Annotated in this window: 17 protein-coding genes; 4 read left to right on the top strand and 13 right to left on the bottom strand. The window is 75.5% G+C overall.

Annotated features, from left to right (window positions below):
• The first annotated feature begins 48 nt into the window (after positions 1 to 48).
• The gene (locus GY42_RS03995) at positions 49 to 426 is read left to right on the top strand and encodes a hypothetical protein (RefSeq protein WP_046528343.1); all 378 of its coding nucleotides are present in this window, start codon (positions 49 to 51) and stop codon (positions 424 to 426) included.
• 13 nt (positions 427 to 439) lie between these two features.
• Here GY42_RS03995 and GY42_RS18055 read toward each other — a convergent pair whose 3' ends face one another.
• The 6 genes from GY42_RS18055 to GY42_RS03965 all read right to left on the bottom strand — a co-directional run bounded on the left by GY42_RS18055 (position 440) and on the right by GY42_RS03965 (position 7,176).
• Positions 440 to 1,207 (bottom strand): GNAT family N-acetyltransferase, encoded by a 768-nt coding sequence (locus GY42_RS18055; protein ID WP_052748196.1) that lies wholly within the window; start codon positions 1,205 to 1,207, stop codon positions 440 to 442.
• Positions 1,204 to 3,003, bottom strand: coding sequence for an aspartate--tRNA ligase (gene aspS / locus GY42_RS03985; protein WP_046528342.1), 1,800 nt, complete (start codon positions 3,001 to 3,003; stop codon positions 1,204 to 1,206). The genes GY42_RS18055 and aspS overlap by 4 nt, the downstream gene beginning before the upstream one ends.
• 128 nt (positions 3,004 to 3,131) lie before the next feature.
• A complete protein-coding gene (locus GY42_RS03980; RefSeq protein ID WP_046528341.1) occupies positions 3,132 to 4,181 on the bottom strand; it encodes an Rv2578c family radical SAM protein in 1,050 nt (349 codons plus the stop codon).
• A gap of 31 nt (positions 4,182 to 4,212) precedes the next feature.
• On the bottom strand, positions 4,213 to 4,851 hold the full coding sequence (locus tag GY42_RS03975) for a hypothetical protein (RefSeq protein ID WP_046530518.1): 639 nt from the start codon (positions 4,849 to 4,851) through the stop codon (positions 4,213 to 4,215).
• A gap of 172 nt (positions 4,852 to 5,023) precedes the next feature.
• A complete protein-coding gene (hisS, locus tag GY42_RS03970; RefSeq protein ID WP_046528340.1) occupies positions 5,024 to 6,397 on the bottom strand; it encodes a histidine--tRNA ligase in 1,374 nt (457 codons plus the stop codon).
• Positions 6,398 to 6,453: 56 nt separating this feature from the next.
• Positions 6,454 to 7,176, bottom strand: a complete 723-nt coding sequence (locus tag GY42_RS03965; RefSeq protein ID WP_046528339.1) for an MBL fold metallo-hydrolase — start codon at positions 7,174 to 7,176, stop codon at positions 6,454 to 6,456.
• A gap of 182 nt (positions 7,177 to 7,358) precedes the next feature.
• Between GY42_RS03965 and GY42_RS03960 the strand changes: the two genes are divergently transcribed.
• The 3 genes from GY42_RS03960 to GY42_RS18050 all read left to right on the top strand — a co-directional run bounded on the left by GY42_RS03960 (position 7,359) and on the right by GY42_RS18050 (position 10,745).
• Entirely contained in the window at positions 7,359 to 8,129 is a 771-nt protein-coding gene (locus tag GY42_RS03960) for a peptidylprolyl isomerase (protein ID WP_046528338.1), read from the top strand.
• Entirely contained in the window at positions 8,126 to 9,994 is a 1,869-nt protein-coding gene (locus GY42_RS03955) for a DUF349 domain-containing protein (RefSeq protein WP_046528337.1), read from the top strand. Before GY42_RS03960 ends, GY42_RS03955 begins: the two co-directional genes overlap by 4 nt.
• Positions 9,995 to 10,058: 64 nt before the next feature.
• Positions 10,059 to 10,745, top strand: a complete 687-nt coding sequence (locus tag GY42_RS18050) for a hypothetical protein (RefSeq protein WP_052748195.1) — start codon at positions 10,059 to 10,061, stop codon at positions 10,743 to 10,745.
• Here GY42_RS18050 and GY42_RS03945 read toward each other — a convergent pair.
• The 7 genes from GY42_RS03945 to ruvA all read right to left on the bottom strand — a co-directional run bounded on the left by GY42_RS03945 (position 10,694) and on the right by ruvA (position 19,098).
• Entirely contained in the window at positions 10,694 to 13,099 is a 2,406-nt protein-coding gene (locus tag GY42_RS03945; RefSeq protein ID WP_046528336.1) for a RelA/SpoT family protein, read from the bottom strand. The genes GY42_RS18050 and GY42_RS03945 overlap by 52 nt on opposite strands.
• 101 nt (positions 13,100 to 13,200) lie before the next feature.
• Entirely contained in the window at positions 13,201 to 13,755 is a 555-nt protein-coding gene (locus GY42_RS03940; protein WP_046528335.1) for an adenine phosphoribosyltransferase, read from the bottom strand.
• Positions 13,752 to 14,855 (bottom strand): protein translocase subunit SecF, encoded by a 1,104-nt coding sequence (secF, locus tag GY42_RS03935; protein WP_046528334.1) that lies wholly within the window; start codon positions 14,853 to 14,855, stop codon positions 13,752 to 13,754. Before secF ends, GY42_RS03940 begins: the two co-directional genes overlap by 4 nt.
• Positions 14,855 to 16,792 (bottom strand): protein translocase subunit SecD, encoded by a 1,938-nt coding sequence (gene secD / locus GY42_RS03930; RefSeq protein WP_046528333.1) that lies wholly within the window; start codon positions 16,790 to 16,792, stop codon positions 14,855 to 14,857. The genes secF and secD overlap by 1 nt, the downstream gene beginning before the upstream one ends.
• An 80-nt stretch (positions 16,793 to 16,872) precedes the next feature.
• A complete protein-coding gene (gene yajC, locus GY42_RS03925) occupies positions 16,873 to 17,268 on the bottom strand; it encodes a preprotein translocase subunit YajC (protein WP_046528332.1) in 396 nt (131 codons plus the stop codon).
• 149 nt (positions 17,269 to 17,417) lie between these two features.
• Entirely contained in the window at positions 17,418 to 18,485 is a 1,068-nt protein-coding gene (ruvB, locus tag GY42_RS03920; protein WP_046530516.1) for a Holliday junction branch migration DNA helicase RuvB, read from the bottom strand.
• A gap of 1 nt (position 18,486) precedes the next feature.
• The gene (gene ruvA, locus GY42_RS03915) at positions 18,487 to 19,098 is read right to left on the bottom strand and encodes a Holliday junction branch migration protein RuvA (RefSeq protein WP_046528331.1); all 612 of its coding nucleotides are present in this window, start codon (positions 19,096 to 19,098) and stop codon (positions 18,487 to 18,489) included.
• Between the last annotated feature and the right edge of the window lie 40 nt (positions 19,099 to 19,138).

Here is a 19,138-nt window from a genome sequence, read left to right as displayed (position 1 = left end):
CCCGGGCGGCCCACGCGACACGCCGCGCCCGTGCGGTAGGCAGGCGGGGTGGCCCGGATCCCGATCTCCCGACTGGCACCGACCGACCCCGACGCCTACCGCCGGCTGCGGTGGCGCTCCCGCGCGTGGACCCTCGCGGTCGCGGCCGTCGTCGTCGCGGTCACGACGCACATCCTCGTCCTGACGAGCTCGACCGACGAGATGACGCAGAAGTCCGCCGCCCTGGTCTTCCTCGACGGGAGCCTGCTCGTGATCCTGCTCGTGCCCGTGCTGTGGTTCCAGTGGCGGCGGTCGTTCCGCGCCCGGCCGCAGCAGCTGTCGGTGGACGACGGCGACGGCACCTGGATCGGCGTCCCGGAGCTCGACGAGGCTCCCCGTCCGCACCTCACGCTCGGGGCCGGCGAGGAGGCCCCGCGCCGGTGGTGACGGCGCGACGGGCTCAGGGGCGCTCGGCTCCGGGCGGCCCGTAGCCGACGTTCTCGGCGTCGACCGCGAACCCGAGCGACAGGTACACGTGCCGCGCGGCCGCGTTGTCCGCGTACATCCCGAGCGACGCCCACGGCGCCCCGCCCTCGAGAGCGCGTCGCGTCGCGACGGCGGTGAGAGCGGTCCCGAGACCGCGTCCGCGTGCCGCAGGCACGACGCCGAGGCCGTGCAGGTGCACGGAGCGGTCGCCGGCCACGCCGCCGCGCCACGCCACGCCGATCACGCCGAGCAGGTCGTCGTGCTCACCCTCGACGCCCCACCAGGCCGCGTCGTCGTCGGCGCCGGGCCGCGCGTGCGTCGCGGGGTTCGCGGCGTCCAGGCACGCGGCGATCGCCGCGGTGTCGCGGTCCGGGTCGAGCGCACGGACGGCGTCCTCGCCCGCCACCCGCCGCGGCGCCGCCGCGGTCGTCAACCGGTCCCAGGACGTGCGGGGCACGACGCCCGCGGCCGCGAGCGCCTCGGGCGGGACCGGTACGTCGCGCGGTGCGGTGACCCACCGCGCCCCCGCCGCGTGCGCGACCAGCGCCGGCGGGAGCAGCGTCGCGAGCGACCCCGAGTCGCCGACCGCCCACACGGCGGGCCCGCCGGCGTCGCGCACGAGCACGGCCGCGTGGTCGTCGGACGCCACGACGCGCGCCGCGGCCCAGCGCTCCCGGTCGGACAGGACGTCGCGCCGGGAGCGCAGGGCCGCGGGCAGTCGGGCCAGGAGCCCGTCGGTCACGCCGAGGCGGGTGCCTCGGGCGCCGCGTCCGCCGCCTTCGGCTGCTTCGGCTTCGCGTCGACGCCGGTCTCGCGCCGCTGCTCGACCGAGATGGGCGCGGGCGCACCGGTGAGCGGGTCGTAGCCGCCACCCGACTTCGGGAACGCGATGACCTCGCGGATCGACTCCGAGCGCGTCAGCAGCGCCGTGATGCGGTCCCAGCCGAACGCGATCCCGCCGTGCGGCGGCGCACCGAACTGGAACGCGTCGAGCAGGAAGCCGAACTTCTCCTGGGCCTCCTCCGGGCCGATGCCCATGACCTCGAACACGCGCTGCTGCACGTCACGGCGGTGGATACGGATCGAGCCGCCGCCGATCTCGTTGCCGTTGCAGACGATGTCGTACGCGTACGCGAGCGCCGCGCCCGGGTCCTCCTCGAAGCGGTCGACCCACTCGGGGGTCGGCGACGTGAACGCGTGGTGCACGGCGGTCCACGCGCCGCCGCCGACGGCCACGTCGTCGTCCTCGCCCGTCGGCTTGAACAGCGGCGCGTCGACGACCCACACGAACGACCACGCGTCCTCGTCGATCAGCCCGCCGCGGCGGCCGATCTCCAGTCGAGCGGCGCCCAGCAGGGCGCGAGCCTCCGTCGGCTTGCCGGCGGCGAAGAACACCGCGTCGCCGGGCTGCGCGCCGACCGCGGCGGCGAGACCGGCCCGCTCGGCGTCGGTGATGTTCTTGGCGACGGGGCCGCCGAGCTCGCCGTCCTCGCCCACGGTGACGTAGGCCAGGCCCTTGGCGCCGCGCTGCTTGGCCCACTCCTGCCACGCGTCGAACCCGCGGCGCGGCGTGCTCGCCCCGCCCGGCTGGACGACCGCGCCCACGTACGGCGCCTGGAACACGCGGAACGGCGTCTCCGCGAAGTACGACGTGAGGTCCGTCAGCTCGAGCCCGAACCGCAGGTCGGGCTTGTCGGTGCCGTAGCGCTCCATCGCGTCGGCGTAGGTCATGCGCGGGATCGGCGTGGTGATCTCGTTGCCGATGAGCCGCCACAGCGCAGTGAGGACGGCCTCGGCGAGCTCGATGACGTCGTCCTGGTCGACGAAGCTGGCCTCGACGTCGAGCTGCGTGAACTCGGGCTGCCGGTCGGCGCGGAAGTCCTCGTCGCGGTAGCAGCGCGCGATCTGGTAGTAGCGCTCGAGGCCCGCGACCATGAGCAGCTGCTTGAACAGCTGCGGCGACTGCGGGAGCGCGTACCAGGAGCCCGGCGCGAGGCGCGCGGGCACGACGAAGTCGCGCGCGCCCTCGGGGGTCGAGCGCGTGAGCGTCGGGGTCTCGACCTCGACGAAGCCGCGGTCGTCGAGCACGCGGCGCGCGGCCTGGCTCACCTGGGCGCGCAGGCGCAGCGCGTGCGCGGGGCCCTGGCGGCGCAAGTCGAGGTAGCGGTAGCGCAGACGCGCCTCCTCGCCGACCGGCTCGTCGACCGACGCGGACACCTGGAAGGGCAGCGGCGCGGACTCGTTGAGCACGACGACCTCGTGCGCGACGACCTCGACCTCGCCCGTCGCGAGGTTCGCGTTCTCGTTGCCCTCGGGGCGTCGCCCGACCTCGCCGGTGACCTGCAGCACGTACTCGGCCCGCAGGCCGTGCGCGACGGCCTCGTCGCGGATGACGACCTGGGCGATGCCCGACGCGTCCCGCAGGTCGACGAACGCCACGCCGCCGTGATCGCGCCGCCGGTCCACCCAGCCCGTGAGGGTGACGGTGGTGCCGATGTGCTCGGCTCGCAGCGAGCCGGCGGTGTGGGTGCGCAGCACGGGAGGAGGTCCTTCGGGTCGGGTGCACGACGCCCGGTCGGGCGTCCGGACGATCCTAGTCGCGCCGCAGGGTCGCGGGCCGCACGCACTCCCCGGGCACCGGGCCGCGCCGCCGCGCCCGGCCGGCGTCAGAAGAGGGTCGGCACGGGCGCCGCCGCCTCGACCCGATCGGCCTCCCCGGCCCCGCCCGCCCGCGCGCGCCACGCCCGACGGTCCTCGCCCGCGCCGTAGCCGTGCCGCGCGAGCGCGGGTGCGACGCGCGCGTCGAGCCAGCGCTGGTAGTCGCGCGGGACGTACGCGCCGTCGCCGTACAGGCGCCGGTACCGCGGCAGCAGCGCGGGCCGGTGGGTGCGCAGCCAGTCCCCCATCACGGCCTTCACCGCACCGCGCAGGTGCAGCGCGAGGACGGTCACCGACGTCGCGCCGGCGTCACGGACGGCGCGCAGCAGCGCGTCGAGGTGCTCGTCGTCGTCGGTCAGCCACGGCAGCACGGGCGCGACGAGCACGCCGCACGCGAGTCCCGCGTCGCGTGCCGCCCGCACCAGCTCGAGCCGCGCGCGCGGCGTGGGCGTGCCGGGCTCGAGCGCGGCCTGGAGCTCCTCGTCGATCGTCGCGAGGGACACGCTGACCGCGACGGCGCCACCGGCGGCCACCACGTCGCCCAGCTGCGGCAGGTCGCGCCGCAGCAGCGTGCCCTTGGTGAGGACCGACAGCGGCGTGCCGGAGCCCGCGAGCGCGTCGATGATCCCGGGCATGAGGCGGTAGCGCCCCTCGGCGCGCTGGTAGGGGTCGGTGTTGGTGCCGAGGGCGACGTGCTCGCGCCGCCAGGACGCCCGGGTGACCTCGGCGCGCAGCACCTCGACGACGTTGGTCTTGACGACGATCTGCGTCTCGAAGTCGCGGCCGGCGTCCAGGTCGAGGTACTCGTGCGTGGGCCGGGCGAAGCAGTAGGCGCACGCGTGCAGGCACCCGCGCATCGGGTTGACGGTCCACCGGAACGGCACGGCCGAGGCGTCAGGGACGCGGTTGAGCGCGCTGCGGCACAGCACCTCGTGGAACGTCACGCCCGCGAAGTCGGGCGTGCGGACGCTGCGCACCAGGCCGGGCAGGGCCCGCAGCTCGAGGCCCGGCAGCGCACCGGCGTCGACCTCCTGGGTCTTCTGGGCGTCCCATCGCACCGCACGAGTCGAACACGTGTTCGAACCGATGTCAACGAGGTGTCGCGATGCGGACGGCGACCGCCGTGACCGTCGGCGCCGCAGGCGCCGACGAGAAGCCGAACCGCACGGCCGGCTCGACGCGGCGCAGCGGCCCGAGCGCGCGGCCGCCCCACGTGGCCTCGAGCGCGACCACCGCGTGCTGGTCGCGCGCGGCGTAGGTCTCGGGCGAGCCGTCGCGCCCCGTGCCGCGCGTGCGGACGCCGGGCACGACCAGGCCCGCGACGGCGTCCACCACCGGGGCCGTCAGCGGCAGGTCGACCAGGCGGGGCGGCAGCGCGCGCAGCGCGACCCCGACGGCCGTGCGGGCGCCCACCGTCAGACGCGCGTCGAGCGGCCCCGCGACGACGGTCCACGTGCGGGCGTCCGCGTCGGGGACGACGCGCACGTCGACGAGGTGGACCGCGTCGAACGTGTACAGCCGCTCGACGAGCGCCGCGACGTCGGGCCGTGGCGCGAGCAGCACACGCGTGCCGTCGGGTCGTTCGACCATGACGTCGGCGAACGCGCCGAGCGGTGACCGCAGCCAGCGCCCGACCACGAGTCGCGTGCCCTCGGCCGTGCCGACGCCGGCGATGTGGCCGCGCAGCGTGAGCGGACCGGTGGCGGGGACGTGCTCGCGCGGGGTCACGCGCACACGCTAGGCACGCCGCGTCCCCGGCGCGCGCCGGGCACCGCCGACGGACGGCGGGACGGCCCGGCGGACACGTGCGCGCCGGGCCCCCCGTACCGCACGCCTGTCCGTCGACGGCCGATCCCGACGCGTGCCCGCGCCGGTCGGCGGTCGAGGCCGGCGCGCCCGGTCAGCCCGCGACGACGCGCGGCAGGAGGTCCTCGGCGGGCGGCGTCCACGACGCGGCGTCGGCGACGACCTGCTCTCCCGAGCGGATGTCCTTCACCTCGTCCTGCCGCGGCGCGCCGTCGTCGGTCGCGTCGCCGACGAACCACACGAACGGGATGCCGCGCCGGTCGGCGTGGCGGATCTGCTTGCCGAACTTCGCGGCGCTGGGCGCGACCTCCGTCGGCACGCCCCGCGCGCGCAGCGCGGCCGCGACGGCGTCGGACTGCGCGCGCCGCTCCTCGCTCGTGACGGCGACGAGCACGGCGGTCGGCACCGAGCGGGTCGCGCGCACGAGGCCGGCCGAGAGCAGGCGCGACACGAGCCGCGAGACGCCGATCGACAGGCCGACGCCGGGGTAGGTCGTCGCGCCGTCGGACGCGAGCGTGTCGTAGCGCCCGCCCGAGCAGATCGAGCCGAGGTCCTCGTGGCCGACGAGCACGGTCTCGTAGACCGACCCGGTGTAGTAGTCGAGGCCGCGCGCGATGCGCAGGTCGGCGACCACCACGCCCGGCGCCCGCTCGGCCGCCGCGGCGACGAGCGCACCGAGCTCGGCGAGCCCCTCCTCGAGCAGGTCGGTGGACGCGTCGTGCCGTGCCGCGATCTCGCGGACGCGGTCGACGACCGTGGCGTCCTCGCCGCGGACGCCCGCGAGCTCGAGGCACGCGGCGGCCTGCGCGGCGGACGCGCCGGCCTCGGCCACGAGCAGCTCGGCGACGGCCTCGGGGCCGATCTTGTCGAGCTTGTCGATGCCGCGCAGGACGGCCTCGACGTCGTCGAGCCCGAGGCCGCGGTAGAACCCCTCGGCGACCTTGCGGTTGTTCACGAGGATCCGCACGGGCGGCACCCCGAGGTCGCGCAGCGCGCCGAGCGCGTCGGCCATGACGAGCGGGAGCTCGACCTCGTAGTGGTACGGCAGCGCGCCCGCGCCCACGACGTCGATGTCCGCCTGCACGAACTCCCGGAACCGGCCGTCCTGCGGGCGCTCGCCGCGCCAGACCTTCTGGATCTGGTAGCGCCGGAACGGGAACGCGAGGTGCCCGGCGTTCTCGAGCACGTACCGCGCGAACGGCACGGTGAGGTCGAAGTGCAGGCCGAGCTGCCCGGCGCGCTCGGCGGGTGCGTCCGGGTCCTCCTGGAGCCGGCGCAGCACGTAGACCTCCTTGGAGGTCTCGCCCTTGCGCAGCAGCTGGTCGAGCGGCTCGACGGCCCGCGTCTCGATGCCCGCGAACCCGTGGAGCTCGAACGTGCGGCGCAGCACGTCGAGCACGTGCTGCTCGACGATGCGCCCCTCGGGCAGCCACTCGGGGAATCCGGACAGGGGTGTGGGTCGCGCCATGGCTCCGATGATCCCAGACGTGCGGAGCGCCTCGTGCACGGTCCGCAGGCCGGTCGTCAGCGCACGGCGCGCAGGTACGGGTTGGTGGCGAGCTCGGTCGCCACGTCGGTCGCGGGGCCGTGCCCGGGCAGCACGCGCGCGGCGCGCGGCAGGGCGCCGACGACGTCGCGCAGCGTGGTCGCCATCGCGGCCGGGTCGCCGCCGGGCAGGTCGGTGCGCCCGACGCTCCCGGCGAACAGCACGTCGCCGCTGAGCACGACCGGCTCGGGGGCGTCGTCGCCCAGGACGTAGAGCGTCGAGCCCTCGGTGTGGCCCGGCGCGTGCCGGGCCGTGAGCCGCACGCCGCCGAGGTCGAGCACCGTGTCCGGCGAGCGGTCGCCGTCCGCCGTGCCGAACGTCTCGACGTGCGCGGGCGCGTGCCACGAGCCGAGGTCGACGCCCGCGGCGGCCAGCGCCTGCGCGAGCGGACCGGTCGGGTCGTGCCGCGGGTCGAGCACGCCCAGGCTCCCGAACGGGTCGTCGAGCCGGTACGCGTCGCCCGCGTGCAGCAGCACCGGCACGCCGAACGCGTCGACGAGCGCCGGGGCGTCCCACGTGTGGTCGGCGTGCCCGTGCGTGACGAGCACCGCGCGCGGGTGCAGGCCACGCTCGGCGACGACGCGGCGCACCTGCTCCCCCGCACCGGCCCCCGGGTCGACGACCACGCACGTGCCGTCGTCCGCGACGACCACCGAGCAGCGTGCCGCGAAGACCGGTGCGACGAGCGTGAGGATCTGCATGCGGCCACGCTAGACGAGGGCCGCGACGCACCGGCGCGCGCGTCGTGGCACGGGTGCACGGCGACGGCCCCGCCTTGCCTAGACTGTCGGGGTCCGGCACCAGGTCCGCCGGAGCCGGGCCGCACGGCCCGGGCCGCAGAAGGCACGGCGCACCCCGCCGGCACGACGAGTCGAGGAGAGCGGTGTCTTCGAAGCGCGAGCGCGAGAACGCGCACCGCCGGCACGAGAAGTGGCAGGCGCGTCAGGTCGAGGCGCAGCGCGCGCGGCAGCGGCGCACGCGCACGGTCGCCGTCGGCGTCGTCGGGGTGCTCGCGCTCGGCATCGGCGTCGCCGCGGTCGCGGGCCTCACGCGCGGCGGCGAGCCCGTCGAGGCCGCACCGACCGGCGCGGCCACGGCACCCGCGGCCCTGCCCGCACGGACCGGCAACGGCGGCGCCGTGCCCGACCCGGCGCTCGCCGAGGGCCGCACGTGGACCGGGACGCTGCGCACGTCCGCCGGTGAGATCGGCGTCGAGCTCGACGGCGCGGCCGCGCCGCAGGCGGTCGCGAACTTCGTGACCCTGGCGGACGAGGGCTACTTCGACGACACCCTGTGCCACCGCCTCGTCACGACCGGCATCCACGTGCTGCAGTGCGGCGACCCGACGGCGACCGGGCAGGGCGGCCCGGGCTACGCGTGGGGCCCGGTCGAGAACGCCCCGGCCGACGACGTCTACCCGGCGGGCACCATCGCCATGGCGCGCGTCAGCGGCGACGGTGCCTCGATGGGCTCCCAGTTCTTCCTCGTCTACGAGGACTCGCAGATCCCGTCCGACGCGGCGGGTGGTTACACCGTGTTCGGCCGCATCACGTCCGGTCTGGACGTCGTGCAGGCCATCGCTGACGCGGGGACCCAGGACGGCAGCGAACGTCCGGTCACCGACGTCACCATCGAGGGAGTGGAGATCCAGTGACCGAGCACCCGACGACGCCGTCCGTGGACGACGCCGAGCAGGCTCCCCCCCTCGCGGGTGACGCGCCGGCACCCGAGGCCGAGGCCGCACCCGACGTGGTGCAGGACGCGCCCGAGGTGGTGCAGGACGCGCCCGAGGCCGTCGAGCCCGCCGCCGCTCCCGAGCCGCCGGGCGCGACGACGTCCGACGACGCCGCGCCCGGCGACGGCGCGCCTGGCGAGAGCACGCCAGACGAGAGCACGCCCGCTGACGGCACGCCCGTCGAGGGCACGGACGGCGACGCCGCGCAGGCCCCGGCCGACGTCACCGAGACGCCTGCGGGCACCGACGCACCGGACGCCGCGCAGGCACCGGAGACGGCGGCGACTGCGGCACCGGCCACCGAGGCGGAGCCCGCGGCCGAGCCGGAGGCGGCGGAGACGACCGCCGCCGCTCCGGAGGCGGCCGCGGCACCCGCGCCCGTCGCCGCGGGCGCCCCGCGCCCGCGTCCCCGCCCGGGCGGTCCGCGCCCCACCCCGGCCTCGCTGCGACCCGGTCCGCGCGCGGCGGGCGCCGCGGCACCCGCGACGCCCGCGGTGCCGGTGCCCACGCCCGACGAGGAGGCCGAGGCGGCGCGAGCCGCCACGTTCGGTCGCGTCGACGAGGACGGCACGGTGCACGTCGTCGAGGCCGCGGGCGAGCGTGTCGTGGGCCAGTTCCCGGGCGCGAGCGCGCCCGAGGCGCTCGCGCTGTACGTGCGGCGCTTCCTCGACCTGCAGGCCAAGGTCGCGCTGTTCGAGGCCCGGCTGTCCGCGACCGACCTCTCGGTCAAGGAGATCGACCAGACCCTCACGCGTCTCACCGAGGAGCTCGCCGAGCCCGCTGCGGTCGGCGACCTCGACGGGCTGCGTACGCGGCTCGAGGGCCTGCGCGAGCGTGCGCGCGAGCGACGCGCCCAGGCCGAGGCCGAGCGCGCCGCGGCCCGCGAGGCCGCGATCGCCGCCCGGACGCAGATCGTCGAGCAGGCCGAGAAGATCGCCGCGACCGACCCGTCGCGCATCCAGTGGCGTCCGGCGGGCGAGCAGCTGCGCTCGCTCCTCGACCAGTGGAAGGACGCGCAGCGCTCGGGCCCGCGCATCGACCGCCCCACCGAGGAGTCCCTCTGGAAGCGGTTCAGCCACGCGCGCACCACGTTCGACCGCGAGCGGCGGCACTTCTTCGCCGAGCTCGAGTCGCGCAACGCCGACGCGAAGGCCGCCAAGGAGCAGCTCGTCGCGGAGGCCGAGGCGCTGTCCACGAGCACCGAGTGGGGTGCCACGTCGGCGGCGTACCGCGACCTCATGACGCGCTGGAAGGCCGCGGGCCGCGCCAGCCGCCAGGTCGACGACGCGCTGTGGGCCCGGTTCCGCACGGCGCAGGACGCGTTCTTCGCGGCCCGCGACGCCGCGAACCAGGCCGTCGACGAGGAGTTCCGCGCCAACCTCGAGGTCAAGGAGGCGCTGCTGGTCGAGGCCGAGGCGCTCCTGCCCGTGCGCGACCTCGCCGCCGCGAAGGCCGCGCTCCGCTCGCTCCAGGACCGCTGGGACGCGGCGGGCAAGGTCCCGCGCGCCGACCTGCAGCGCGTCGAGGGCCGCATGCGCGCGGTCGAGAACGCGATCCGCGACGCCGACTCCGCGCAGTGGCGCCGGACCAACCCCGAGACGCGTGCCCGCGCCGAGGGAGCGGCGGCACAGCTCGAGCAGGCCATCGCCGGGCTCGAGGCCGACCTCGAGAAGGCCCGTGCCGCCGGCGACCAGCGGAAGATCGCCGACGCGCAGGCCGCGCTCGACGCGCGTCGCGCGTGGCTCGAGCAGGTGCAGCGCGCCGCGGACGACGCCCGCGGCTGATCCGCCGTCCACAGGATGCCCGTCCGCTCCCCCGCCCGGGGAGGCGGGCGGGCATCCTGCGTACGTGAGCACACCCGCCCCGCCCGTCCCCGCCGTCCCCCGCGCGCTGCGGCAGCTGCGTCCGGGGCCGCGCCCCGGCCGCTCGGTGGTGCACCGCGCCGACGTGTCGTCGCTCGAGTGGGCCGGGCTGCTCCGTGACGGCCTGATCACCCCGGTGTGGGGCGGTGCGGCGCGCGTGGCGGCGTGCACCGAGGACCCCGCGGTGCGGGTCGCCGCGCTGGCCGCGCTCGTGCCGGAGCGCGGCGTGGTCGGCCGTGCGACGGCCGTCTGGGTGCACGTCGGGGGTCCGTCCCCCGCGCGGGCGGACGTGCTGGTGCGCACGCGTGCGCGACGTCCCGACCCCCACCCGGACCGGCGCACCCACGAGGCGGAGCTGTCGGACGCGGACGTCCTGACGATCGGCGGCGTGCGCGTGACCACGGTGCTGCGCACGGCGCTGGACGTCGCCCGCTGGCTGCCCCCGGCGCAGTCGCTGCCGCTGCTGCGGGCGCTGCGCGACGTGGGGCTCGACACCGGTCGCGCGGCGCGGGCCGCGGCGTCCCTGCACGGCGGCCGCGGCGTCCGCCGCGCGCGTCACGTCCTCGCGCAGGTCGCCGACGAGCGCACCACCGCCGGGGGCGGGCGTGCGCCCGGTGGCGCTCAGGCGCGGATCGCGGGCTCCTCGGCCCCGCGCGACCCGGTGATCCGGTAGACGTCGAACACGCCCTCGATGCGACGCACGGCGGACAGCACCGACGCGAGGTGCGACGGCTCGGCCATCTCGAAGACGAAGCGGGACAGCGCGACGCGGTCGCGGGACGTCGACACCGACGCCGACAGGATGTTGACGTGGTGGTCGGACAGCACGCGCGTCACGTCGGACAGCAGCCGCGAGCGGTCGAGCGCCTCGACCTGGATCTGCACGAGGAACAGCTGCGAGCTCGTGTGCGACCAGGACACCTCGACGATGCGCTCGGGCTGGTTCCGCAGCGCCTCGACGTTGAGGCAGTCGGACCGGTGGACCGAGACGCCGGCACCGCGCGTCACGAAGCCGACGATGTCGTCGCCCGGCACGGGCGTGCAGCACTTCGCGAGCTTGACCCACACGTCGCCGACGCCCTTGACGACCACGCCCGGGTCGCCGGTGCGCACGCGCCGCGCGGTCGCGCCCGGACGCGCGGTCTCGGCGATGTCCTCCTCGGCGGCGGGCTCGCCGCCGAGCGAGTGCACGAGCCGCTGCACGACCGACGCGGCCGACGCCTGCCCCTCGCCCACGGCCGCGTACAGCGCGGAGACGTCGGCGTACCGCATCTCGTGCGCGAGCGCGACGAGGGCCTCGTGCGACATGAGGCGCTGGATCGGCAGGTTCTGCTTGCGCATCGCCTTGGCGATGGCGTCCTTGCCGTGCTCGATCGCCTCCTCGCGCCGCTCCTTGGTGAACCACTGGCGGATCTTGTTGCGCGCGCGGGGGCTCTTGACGAACGCGAGCCAGTCGCGGCTGGGGCCGGCGGTCTCGGAGCGCGAGGTGAAGACCTCGACGACGTCGCCGTTCTCGAGGACCGAGTCCAGCGGCACGAGGCGACCGTTGACGCGCGCACCCATGGTGCGGTGACCGACGTCGGTGTGGACGGCGTACGCGAAGTCGACCGGTGTGGCGCCGGACGGCAGCGCCTGCACGTCGCCCTTGGGCGTGAAGACGTAGACCTCGGCCCCGGCGATCTCGTCGCGCAGCAGGTCGAGGAACTCGGTGGGGTCGGCGGTCTCGCGCTGCCAGTCGACGAGCTGACGCAGCCACGTCATGTCGTTGCCCGCCGTGTCCGGCTGGCCGCTCTTGGCCGTCTCCTTGTACTTCCAGTGCGCCGCGACGCCGTACTCCGCCCGGCGGTGCATGTCGTGCGTGCGGATCTGGATCTCGACGGGCTTGCCGCCCGGCCCGATCACGGTCGTGTGCAGCGACTGGTAGAGGTTGAACTTGGGCATCGCGATGTAGTCCTTGAACCGGCCGGGGACCGGGTTCCACCGCGCGTGCAGCGCACCGAGCGCCGCGTAGCAGTCGCGCACCGTGTCGACCAGGACGCGCACGCCCACGAGGTCGTAGATGTCCGCGAAGTCGCGGCCGCGCACGATCATCTTCTGGTAGATCGAGTAGTAGTGCTTCGGGCGGCCCGTGACCGTCGCCTTGATCTTCGCGGCGCGCAGGTCCGTCCCGACCTGCTCCCGCACGGTCGCGAGGTACTCCTCGCGCGCGGGGGCCCGCTCGGCGACGAGGTGCACGATCTCGTCGTAGACCTTGGGGTACAGCGTCGCGAACGACAGGTCCTCGAGCTCCCACTTGATCGTGTTCATGCCGAGCCGGTGCGCGAGCGGCGCGTAGATCTCGAGGGTCTCGCGGGCCTTCTTCTCGGCGGACGCCGACGACACGAACTTCCACGTCCGCGCGTTGTGCAGGCGGTCCGCGAGCTTGATGACGAGCACGCGGATGTCACGCGACATCGCGACGACCATCTTGCGCACCGTCTCGGCCTGCGCCGCGTCGCCGTACGCGACCTTGTCGAGCTTCGTGACGCCGTCGACCAGCATCGCGACCTCGGGACCGAACTCGCGGCGCAGCTGGTCGAGCGAGTAGTCGGTGTCCTCGACGGTGTCGTGCAGCAGCGCGGCGACGAGCGTCGAGGGAGTCATGCCGAGCTCGGCCAGGATCGTCGCGACCGCGACCGGGTGCGTGATGTACGGGTCGCCGCTCTTGCGCAGCTGCCCACGGTGCGCCTGCTCGGCGACGACGTAGGCCTGCTCGATGCCGGAGAGGTCGGCCTTCGGGTGGTTGGTGCGGACGGCCTGCAGCACCGGCTCGAGGGCGGGGTACGCCGGACCGGACCGGCCCGACAGCCGCGCGAGACGGGCCCGCACGCGGCTCGTCGACCCCGTCGCGGGCTCCGGCTCTCCCTGCCGCGCCGTGCCCGTGGAGGGTGTGGCCGGGGCGCCGTGCGCACCGCGCGGCGGCGTCGCGGGCGCGCCGGCCACGGACGCGGTCGTCGCGTCCGTCCCCGTGCCCGTGCTGTCCGCCATCTCGCACCCCTCCCCTGGTCCGACGAGTCTACGACCGCCCGCACCGTCGGACGGCCGTCCGGCACCCGGGGCGCCCTGCCCCGTGCGCCGGACGGGCGACGTCAGAGCGCGAGGAGCGCGTCGACGCGGTGCCCCTCGAGCAGCGCGCGCCCGGCGAGGGCCTCGAGCTCCACGAGGAAGCTCAGGCCCACGACGTCGGCGCCGCACTCCTCCAGCAGGCGCACGGTCGCCGCCGCGGTGCCCCCGGTCGCGAGCACGTCGTCGATGACGAGCACCCGCGCACCGTCCGGGATCGTGAACGGCTGCACCTCGACGGCCGCCGTCCCGTACTCGAGCGCGTACGACTGCGACGCGACGGGTCCGGGCAGCTTGCCGGCCTTGCGCACCGGCACGACGCCCGCGCCCAGCGCGGTCGCGACCGGCGCGGCGAGCAGGAAGCCGCGCGCCTCCATGCCGGCGACGAGGTCGACCGGCCCCGGCACCGCGGCCGCGAACGCGTCGACGACCGCGGCGAACGCGTCGGCGTCCGCCAGCAGCGGCATGATGTCGCGGAACTGGATGCCCGGCTCCGGGAAGTCCGGCACCGTGCGCATGAGCGCGTCGACGCGTCGTGCCAGCGCGGCCCGGGCGTCCGTCCCCTCGACCACGGCGCTCATCGCTTCTTCCGCTTGGGCTGCGAGGACTGCCCGAGGTGGCCCCCGGGGCGCAGCGCGGCCGTCGCGCGCGGCGTCGCGGCGCCGACGGCGACCGGAGCGCCGTCGCCGTCCTCGGCGTGCACCGCACCCGCGCGGGCCGCGAGGACCTTCGCCGTGTGGTCGCGCACGGGCTTCTCGCGCTCGCGCAGCGTCACCTCGAGCGGCGTCGCCAGGAAGATCGAGGAGTAGGCGCCGACGAGCATGCCCACGAACAGCGCGAGCGCGATGTCCCGCAGCGTGCCCGCCCCGAGGATGAACGCCCCGACCACGAGGATCGAGCCGACCGGCAGCAGCGCCACGACCGACGTGTTGATCGAGCGGACGAGCGTCTGGTTGACCGCGAGGTTCGCCTTCTCGGCGTACGTGAAGCGGGTCTGGTCGAGCGTGTCGGCGGTGTTCTCCCGCACCTTGTCGAACACGACGACCGTGTCGTAGATCGAGTACCCCAGGATCGTGAGGAAGCCGATCACGGTGGCGGGCGTGACCTCCCAGCCGACCGCCGCGTAGATCCCGACCGTGATGAGCAGGTCGTGGAACAGCGCGATGAGCGCGGCCGCGGCCATCCGCCAGTTGCGGAAGTACACGGTCATGACGAGCGAGACGAACACGAGGAACGCGACCAGGCCGGTGATGGCCTTCTGCGACACGTCCTTGCCCCACGAGGGGCCGACGAACGCGCTCGTCACCTCGTCCTGCGTGACGTCGAACGCGGCCATGAGGCCGTTCTTGACCTGCTCGACCTCGTCGTTCGTGAGCTCGGCGGTCTGGATGCGCAACGACGAGCCGCCGACGGTCGTGACGCGCGGGCTCTCGCTCGGCGCGACCGCCTGGACCGTGTCGATCGCGAGCTGCTGGTCGGTCGTCGCGACGCCCGACACCACGAATTCCGACCCGCCGCGGAACTCGATGCCGGGGTTCAGGCCGGGCCGCACGAGCAGCACCGCGGAGATCAGCACGAGGACGGCGGAGATCACGTACCAGGTGCGTCGCCGTCCGACGATGTCGTACGAGCGGCGACCGGTGTACAGGTCGTTGCCCCACTGGGCGAATCCGGAGGCCATCAGCGGTCGCTCCCCTCGGGACGGCCGTCGGCGGGCGCGTCGGTCGTTCCGGTCGTCGGTGGGTCGTCCTGCGGCGGCGTCGCGCTCGCCTCGGCGGCGCGCGCGGCGGCGCGACGCTCGGCGATCGTCATGCCGGCCGCCCCGACCGTGACGGGCTCGCGGGTCGTGGGCGCGTCGGACGTGACCTTCGACCGCTGACCGGGCGTCGTGACCCGGCCGCGTCCCACGTAGCGCGCGGTGTCCACGCCGAGCCGGCGCGGGTCCAGGCCCGAGGCCGGGTGCCCGTCGGCGAAGAACCGCGTGCGGGCCAGGAGCGTCATGAGCGGGTGGGTGAACAGGAACACGACCACGAGGTCGACGATCGTCGTCAGCCCGAGCGTGAACGCGAACCCGCGCACGCCGCCGACCGCCAGCAGGTAGAGCACGATCGCGGCCGTGAAGTTGACCGCGTCGGACGCGAGGATCGTGCGGCGCGCGCGCTCCCAGCCCTTGTCGACCGCGGCGCCCAGCGACCTGCCGTCGCGCAGCTCGTCGCGGATGCGTTCGAAGTACACGATGAACGAGTCCGCGGTGATGCCGATCGCGACGATGAGGCCCGCCACGCCGGGGAGCGAGAGCCGGTAGCCCTGCAGCCAGGACAGCAGCGCGATGACGCCGTAGGTGACGACGGCCGCCACGAGCAGCGACGCCACCGTCACGAGGCCGAGCGTGCGGTACTGGAAGAGCGAGTACACGACGACGAGCAGCAGGCCGAAGATGCCGGCCAGCAGGCCCTTCTGGAGCTGCTCGGAGCCGAGCGTCGCGGAGATCTGCTGCTCGCTCTGCACCTCGAAGCTGACCGGCAGGGACCCGAAGTTCAGCTGGTTGGCGAGGTTCGCCGCGGTCTGCCGCGTGAACGTGCCCGAGATCTCGGCCTGGCCGTTCGGGATCACCGCGTTGACCGACGGCGCCGAGATGACGAGCGCGTCGAGCACGACCGCGAACTGGTTGAGCGGGCGCTGCTGCCCCGAGAGCCGGGTCGTGACCTCCGTGAACTTCGGCGTGCCGGCCGACGTGAACTCGAGGTTCACGACCCACTCGCCGGTCTGGACGCCGGACGAGCTGACACCGAGGCCGGACGTCGCGCTCTTGATGTCGGCCCCGGGGATCTCGACCGGGCCCAGGATGTACTTGGCCAGGCCCTCCTGCTCGCACGCCACGAACGCCTTGTCGGGGTCGCCGGGCGCACCACCCGTCCGGTTCTCCGGGAGCGTGCAGTCCAGCGCGTCGAACTCGGCCTGCACGGCGGGCGTCACGTAGTACGCGACGTCGCTCGGGCTGTCGGGCGCGGCCTTGCCCGGCTCGTCCGACGGCGCCGCGTCCGCGGCCCCGTCGGTCGCGGCGGGCTCGGGCGTCGCGGCCGGGTCGGCGGCCGCGTCGGTCGCGTCGTCCGCGGGCGCCGCCGGGTCGCCCGTCGCGCCGTCGGCGGGCGCCGCGGTCGTGTCGTCGGCCGGGGGTGTCGGCTCGGCCGACGGGTCCGTGCCCGCCGACGCGGGCGTCGGCGAGCCCTCGACGAGCACGGGACGGAACTCCATCTGCGCCGACGTGCGCACGAGGTCGAGCGTGGCCTCGCTCGGACGGCCCGGAAGCGCGACCACGATCTTGTCGCCGCCCTGGCTCGTGATCTCGGCCTCCGCCACGCCCGAGGCGTCGACGCGCTGCCGGATGACCGCGATGGCCTGGTTGATCGTGTCGGACGTCACCTGACCCGCGACCTCGGGCACGGGCTCGAGGATGACCTGCGTGCCCCCCTCGAGGTCGAGCGCGAGGTTGGGCGTCAGCGCGGCGTCGCCCCAGCGCGTGCCGGCGAGGAGCGTCGCGAAGAGCGCGACGACCACGACCGCGAGGGTGACGAGCGTGCGGACCGGCCGTTCACGGCGGCGGGGAGGAGGTGCCAACGGAGTTCTTCTCTCGTGCGCGCACCGGGCGCGGTCGCACCCGGCGGGTTGGGGCCCGGGCGTCGTCACCCGGGCCGGAGTCACTTGCTGTCGCGGTCGCCCTCGCGGGCCGACGGCGGCTCGGGCGGCAGGGAGGACAGGTCGTCCGGCACGTCGACGACGGCGTCGTCGACGACCACTGCGTCGTCGTCGGGCTCGTCGTCCACGTCCTCCGCCACGACGGGCGGCTCGACCTTGCGGGCGATCGCGGCGCGCAGCCAGCGGGTCCGCGTGCCCGGGGTCGACTCGAGCGTGATGACGTCGTCCTCGATCGCGGTGACCGTGCCGAACAGCCCCGAGCCCGTCATGACCTCGTCGCCGATGACCAGGTTGGCGCGGAAGTCCTGCGCCTCGCGCTGCTGCTTGCGGGAGCGGTTGGACATGAAGAGCAGCCCGCCGAAGGCCACCACCAGAAGGATGACGAAGGAGTAGTCCATGAGGTCGCGTGTCCCCGCATTCGTGTCAGACGTCCGCCGCAGTCTAGGCGCCGCGGCCCGCCGCTCCAACGCGCGCGGGCGCTCGTCGGTTCCCCGACGTGCGCGGACCGCCTCCCGTGCTGCGCCGCGTCGCCGCGACACGGCCCGCGTCAGTCGAACAGCGTGCCGCCGGGCACGGGCACCTCGAGCCCGAGGTGCTCCCACGCGGGCGCGAGCGCGACGCGGCCGCGCGGCGTACGGCCCACGAGGCCCTCGCGCACGAGGAACGGCTCGGCGACCGTCTCGACCGTCTCGGGCTCCTCGCCCACCGCGACGGCCAGCGTCGTCAGCCCGACCGGCCCGCCGCCGAACCGGCGGCACAGCGCGTCGAGCACGGCACGGTCCAGACGGTCGAGCCCGCGCTGGTCGACCTCGTACACCTCGAGCGCCGCACGGGCCGCCGGCAGGTGCAGGTGCCCGTCACCACGGACCTGCGCCCAGTCCCGCACGCGCCGCAGCAGCCGGTTGGCGATGCGCGGCGTGCCGCGCGAGCGCGACGCGATCTCCGCGGCGGCGTCCGCGTCGAGCGGCACGTCGAGCAGGCCCGCCGACCGGACCAGGACGCGTTCGAGCTCGTCGTCGGCGTAGAAGTCGAGGTGCCCCGTGAACCCGAAGCGGTCGCGCAGCGGCGCGGGCAGCAGACCGGCGCGGGTCGTCGCGCCGACGACCGTGAACGGCGGCAGCGACAGCGGGATCGCGCTCGCACCCGCGCCCTTGCCCACCACGACGTCGACGCGGAAGTCCTCCATCGCCACGTACAGCAGCTCCTCGGCCGGACGCGCGAGGCGGTGGATCTCGTCGATGAACAGCACCTCGCCCTCCTCGAGCGAGGACAGCACGGCCGCGAGGTCGCCCGCGTGCTGGATCGCGGGGCCGCTCGTGACGCGCAGCGACGTGCCGAGCTCGGCCGCGATGATCATCGCGAGCGTGGTCTTGCCCAGCCCTGGCGGGCCCGAGAGCAGCACGTGGTCGGGCGCGCGTCCGCGTCCGAGTGCGGCCTCGAGCACGAGCGAGAGCTGGTCGCGCACCACGCGCTGGCCGACGAACTCGTCGAGCCGCCGCGGGCGCAGCGCCGCCTCGGCCGCGCGCTCGGGCTCGTCCGCGGTCGCGCGCACGAGCGAGTCCGCCCCGCCGCCGGCGTCCGTGAGGTCCTCGGGGAGCGCGTCGAACGCGCCCACGTCACGCACGGGCGCTGCCCAGCGACCGCAGCGCGGCACGCAGCACGCCGGGGACCTCGTCCGCACCCACCGGGTCGCTCGTGCCGTCGAGCACGGCCGCGACCGCGTCCTGCGCCGCCCGCGCGGGCCACCCGAGCCCCACGAGCGCCTCGACGACCTGCTCGCGGTGGTCGGACGGCAGCGGGACGGCGCCCGCTCCCCCGGCCGGCGACGGCGCCCCGAGACGGTCCTTGAGCTCGAGCACGATGCGCTGCGCGCCCTTGCGCCCGATGCCGGGCACGCGCACGAGCGCCGCGAGGTCCTCGTCGGCGACGGCGCGCCGCAGGCCGTCGGGCGTGTGCACGGCGAGCATCGCGAGCGCGAGGCGCGGGCCCACCCCGGAGACGGTCTGCACGGTCTCGAACACGTCCCGCTCGTCGTCGTCCGCGAAGCCGAACAGCGTGAGGGAGTCCTCGCGCACGACGAGCGACGTGAACAGCCGCGCCGGCTGCCCGAGCCGCAGGCCCGCGAGCGTCGCCGGCGTCGCCTGGACGAGCATGCCGACGCCGCCCACCTCGACGACCGCGGCGTCGAGCCGCACCGCCAGCACCGTGCCGTGCACCGATGCGATCACCCTGGCGCTCCTCCCTCGTGGACCGGCCACCACTGTGCCA

The organism is Cellulomonas sp. FA1, assembly GCF_000986825.1.
In the GTDB taxonomy this organism is placed as follows: Bacteria; Actinomycetota; Actinomycetes; order Actinomycetales; family Cellulomonadaceae; genus Cellulomonas; species Cellulomonas iranensis.
This window is presented reverse-complemented; position numbering and strand designations above follow the sequence as displayed.

Coding starts and splice junctions, on each gene's coding strand:
- hisS (WP_046528340.1), bottom strand. CDS start 6,397: ATGGCGCGACCCACACCCCTGTCCGGATTCCCCGAGTGGCTGCCCGAG.
- GY42_RS03965 (WP_046528339.1), bottom strand. CDS start 7,176: ATGCAGATCCTCACGCTCGTCGCACCGGTCTTCGCGGCACGCTGCTCG.
- GY42_RS03945 (WP_046528336.1), bottom strand. CDS start 13,099: ATGGCGGACAGCACGGGCACGGGGACGGACGCGACGACCGCGTCCGTG.
- GY42_RS03940 (WP_046528335.1), bottom strand. CDS start 13,755: ATGAGCGCCGTGGTCGAGGGGACGGACGCCCGGGCCGCGCTGGCACGA.
- secF (WP_046528334.1), bottom strand. CDS start 14,855: ATGGCCTCCGGATTCGCCCAGTGGGGCAACGACCTGTACACCGGTCGC.
- yajC (WP_046528332.1), bottom strand. CDS start 17,268: ATGGACTACTCCTTCGTCATCCTTCTGGTGGTGGCCTTCGGCGGGCTG.